This is a genomic window from Deinococcota bacterium (assembly GCA_030858465.1).
Taxonomy (GTDB): domain Bacteria; phylum Deinococcota; class Deinococci; order Deinococcales; family Trueperaceae; genus JALZLY01.
Genome location: JALZLY010000048.1, coordinates 1 through 4,009 on the forward strand (window position 1 = coordinate 1; position 4,009 = coordinate 4,009).

The 4,009-nt window shown below is 70.2% G+C and carries 5 protein-coding genes and 2 riboswitches; of the genes, 1 reads left to right on the plus strand and 4 read right to left on the minus strand.

The annotated features are described in order from the left end of the window. The 4 genes from M3498_02500 to M3498_02515 all read right to left on the minus strand — a co-directional run. Positions 1–223, minus strand: a 223-nt coding sequence (locus M3498_02500; GenBank protein ID MDQ3458166.1) for a thiaminase II, incomplete at its 3' end; no start/stop codon positions are given. 32 nt (positions 224–255) lie between these two features. Beyond that, positions 256–356, minus strand: a riboswitch (TPP riboswitch). A gap of 60 nt (positions 357–416) precedes the next feature. Further along, entirely contained in the window at positions 417–1,244 is an 828-nt protein-coding gene (locus M3498_02505; protein MDQ3458167.1) for an ABC transporter ATP-binding protein, read from the minus strand. Beyond that, a complete protein-coding gene (locus tag M3498_02510) occupies positions 1,241–2,290 on the minus strand; it encodes an iron ABC transporter permease (protein MDQ3458168.1) in 1,050 nt (349 codons plus the stop codon). The genes M3498_02505 and M3498_02510 overlap by 4 nt, the downstream gene beginning before the upstream one ends. Positions 2,291–2,292: 2 nt before the next feature. Continuing rightward, positions 2,293–3,186: an ABC transporter substrate-binding protein gene (locus M3498_02515; protein ID MDQ3458169.1), complete on the minus strand. Its 894-nt coding sequence runs from the start codon at positions 3,184–3,186 to the stop codon at positions 2,293–2,295. A gap of 114 nt (positions 3,187–3,300) precedes the next feature. Continuing rightward, a riboswitch (cobalamin riboswitch) is annotated at positions 3,301–3,422 on the minus strand. A gap of 262 nt (positions 3,423–3,684) precedes the next feature. On the opposite strand from M3498_02515, the gene M3498_02520 reads away from it, so the two are divergent. Continuing rightward, on the plus strand, positions 3,685–4,009 hold a 325-nt coding region (locus M3498_02520), incomplete at its 3' end, for an MFS transporter (protein ID MDQ3458170.1).

Genomic DNA, 4,009 nt, shown 5'->3' on the forward strand with positions numbered 1-4,009 from the left:
CCAACAGGCCGGCAAACTGCCGCATTGCCTGAAGATCGCGGCTTTTCGCGGCGGCAAGCGCGAAGAGCCGGGCGTAGTCCCTGAGAAAAAGCCAGTCCTGCTCCAAAAAGCGCTGAAAGGCTTCGCGGGCCAGGGTGCCGCGGCCCAGTTCCCGCACGAAGGGATGCTTGAGGGCCGCCTCCCAGTCCTTTGCCGCCGCTTCGGCAAGCCGCTCGGTCAACATAAAAACCTCCTCTCACCAGAGGAGGCCCGTTCGCCCGAGGCTCATCACGCTCCCTACGCTGGTGCTAACCAGATCAGGTTCGAAAGGGTTGAGCTGACGCTCTCTCGGCCAAAAGGCACCCCTGGTGATAGCTACAACCTTACCATATGATCTCCCTTGATAAACATCAGCGCGACGCGCAGCGAGCGGAGCATCACAGGCGCGGCAAGATGACGGGCCGGCCGGTCTCGGGTTGGGCGAACACGTCCGCGCGCGTCCCGTAGACCCTCTCGACGAGCTCTCCCGTCAGGACCCTGTCCGGCGGGCCCTCGGCCACTAGACGCCCGTCCTTGAGGACCAGCACCCGGTCGCAGACCCGCGCCGCCAGGTTGAGGTCGTGGAGGACCACGAGCGCGCCGAGGCCGCGGCGCACCTCGAGCCGGGTGAGGCTCAAGACTTCCGCCTGGTACTTGAGGTCTAAGTGGCTGGTCGGCTCGTCGAGGAGGAGGTAGCGGGGCTCCTGCACGAGCGCCCTAGCCAGCAGGACCCGCTGCCGCTCGCCACCGGAGAGCTCGCCCGCGAGACGGTCGCGGTAGCGCCAGGTGTCGGTCCGGCGCATCACCGCTGCGGCGCGCTCATGATCCTCCTCGCCCTCGGCGGCCAGCAAGCCCAGGTGCGGCGCCCTGCCCATCAGCACCAGGTCGTAGACGCGAAAGTCCGGCGGCAGCTCGCCGCCTTGCGGCACCACCGCCAGCGCCCGGGCGAGCGCCCGGCGAGGCAGGCGCGCGGCGCCTTGGCCGTCCACCACGACGCGTCCCCCACTAGGCACGAGGAGGCGGGTGAGCAGCCTGATGACGGTGGACTTGCCCGCGCCGTTGGGCCCCACCAGGCCCAGGACCTCACCGGGCGCCAGCGTGAAGCTGAGGTTGTCGAGCACCCTGCGCCGGCCGTAGGCGAAGCCGAGGCCCCTGACCTCAAGGCCCCTGTTGTCCAGGCCCCTGTTGTCCAGGCCCCTGCCCAGGCCGCTGTCACCCAGGCTCACGCCGTCCTCCGTCCCTGCCGGCGCAGCAGGTAGAGAAAGAAGGGACCCCCGGCCAAGGCGGTGACGACGCCGACGGGAATCTCGGCGGGCGAGATGAGCGTGCGCGCCAGGAGGTCGGCCAGAACCATGAAGAGCGCGCCCCACAGCGCCGCCAGCGGCACCAGCAGGCGGTGGTCGGGGCCAAAGGCCAGCCTCACCGCGTGCGGCACCATCAGGCCGACGAAGCCGATGATGCCCGAGACGCTCACCGCCGCCGCGGTGGCGAGCGTCGCCACCACGATGAGCGCCCTCTTGAAGGCTTCGACGGGCAGGCCGAGCTGCGCGGCCTGCTCGTCGCCGAGCTGCATCAGGTTGAGGGCGCGAGCCGACATGAGCGTCACCAAGCCGGCGACGAAGACGAAGGGCAGGACCGAGACGAGCTTGCCCCAGCTCGCCAAGCCAAAGGAGCCCAGGAGCCAGGCCAGCACCGTGACCGCCTGCTCGCGCGCCATGAGCATCATGAACGAGGTGGCGGCCGTCAGGCTCGAGCCCACCACCACGCCCGCCAAGATGAGCGCGACCAGCGGCAAGCTCCGGCCCTGCCGCGCCAGCGTCATCACCAGGGCCACGGTCAGGAGAGCGGAGGCGAAGGCCGCCAGCGGCACCCCGAGCGCGGCCAGCCAGGGCACGGCGGCGGCAAAGGCGATCACCAGCGCGGCGCCGAAGCCCGCGCCGCTGGCCACGCCGAGGAGGTAGGGGTCGGCCAGCGGGTTGCGAAAGATGCCCTGGTAGACCACGCCCGCCAGCGCCAGCGAAGCGCCCACGAGCGCCGCCAGCAAGACGCGCGGCAGGCGGATCTGCCAGACGATGGTGTCGCCGCTGCCGACGAGCTCGCCCGTGACCCCGTGCCAGACCGCCGTCAGGACCAGGGCGGGCGCGAGGCGGACCGAGCCCACCCCCGTCGCCACCACCATCACCCCGAGGAGCGCCAGGCTGGAGAGGAGCAGGGGCGTCCAGCGCCAGCGCTGGCGCCGCGCACCCTGCGCTCTCGTCAGGGAAGTGTGCACCCTTAGAACAGCTCGGGGTGAAAGAGCCGCGCGAAGAGCCGCACCGCCTCGGCCATGCGCGGCCCGGGACGGCTCACCAGGGTGCTCTCCTCGAGGCTGAGGGCGACGACCCGGCCCTCACCGACCGCCGTGACGGCCTCCCAGCCGGGCCGCTGGGGAAGCTCCCCGGCGGAGAACTCGCCCACCACGATTACCTCGGGGTCGCTCGCCACCACGAACTCGGGGTCGAGCTGCGGAAAGTCGCCCATCTCCTCACCGACGATGTTGTCGCCGCCGGCCTTGGCTATCAGGACGCCCATAAAGGAGCCGGGGCCGACGCTGTAGGGCGTGGGGTCGATCTCGTAGTAGACGCGCGGCGCCTCCTGCGAAGCCGTGAGCGCGGCGACCTCCTCGACCTCGCTCCTGACGCGCTCGGCGAGCAGCGCCCCCTCCTCCTCGCGGCCGACCATCCGGCCCAGGAGCTCGAACTCGGCCAGCGCCTCCTCATAGCTCTGCGACGAGCCGGCGTAGACGGTCAAGCCGGCCCCTGCCAGCGTCTCGGCCAGCTCGCCGTACTGCGAGGCCAGGACCAGGTCGGGCTCAAGCGCGATGATCGCCTCGACATCGGCGCCGGTGAGCCCGCCGCCCAGCCTGGGCAGGCTCGTCACCTCGAGGGGAAAGTCGCTGTAGTCGTCGACGCCGACGAGCTTGTCGCAGGCACCGACGGCGCAGACGACCTCGGTGTGGCTGGGCAGCATCGAGACGATGCGCTCCGGCTCGGCTTCAAGCGTGACCTCGCGGCCCAGGTCGTCGCTGACGGTGAGGGGATAGCCCGCCAGCGCCACCGTACTCACGAGCGTCAGCAGCAGGAACAGAAAACGTCTCAAGGGGTCGTGGGTCTTTTCAAGCGTCTTCATAAGGCCTCCGTCGGGCCTCTTGCGGGCTCGAGGAGACAGAAAATCCATCCGGTGGGATGGATCGCAGGCTCGAGGCTGAGTGTCTCGAGTGCGCCCTATCCTCGTCCGCGCAAGGAGTGCCGCGTGTGCGCGAGCCGGTGTTCGGACTCTCACCGTTGCGGGACAGTGCCGGACTTCCACCGGACTTCCCCAGCTGCGCACCTTTAGATTTGGCCAGTCGCCTGGCGCAGAGTCAGCTTAAGGCGGCGACCGCGCTTTGTCAAACGGATTGTCAAACGGGCGAGGTCGAATGGGCAAGCGCGTGAAGGATAGGCCGCAAAGGCGCCCTGCGATCCCGAGCCTGCTAGGCTGAACGCTGTACGACCCTTTGCTGGGCGGGGGCTGCTGGGCGGGGGCTGCTGGGCGGGGCCGCGGGAAAGGGGCACAAGCCGAGTGACGCTTGATCAGCAGCCGAAAAACGCCTTGGCGACCGCGGCTGAGGTAAGGTAGGGCTCTGCCATGACGACCGACCACGCTGCCGCCGCCCGCAAGATCACCCTGACCCTCTTTACCGCCCAGGCCTTTGGCTCGGCGGGCTTTATCGCCGCGGCGACCATCGCCTCGCTCGTCGGCGCCGGCCTGGCCGGCACCGAGCTGTGGGCGGGGCTGCCCTCGGCGGCGTTTCTGCTCGGCTCGGCCCTGGCCGCCTACGGCTGGAGCCTGGCCATGGACGCCTTTGGGCGGCGCCTCGGCCTCGGCTTCGGCCTCCTCGTCGGCGTGGCCGGGGCGGGCACGGCGGGTGCCGCGGTGGTCTTCGCCAGCCTGCCTGGGCTCCTCCTCGGCC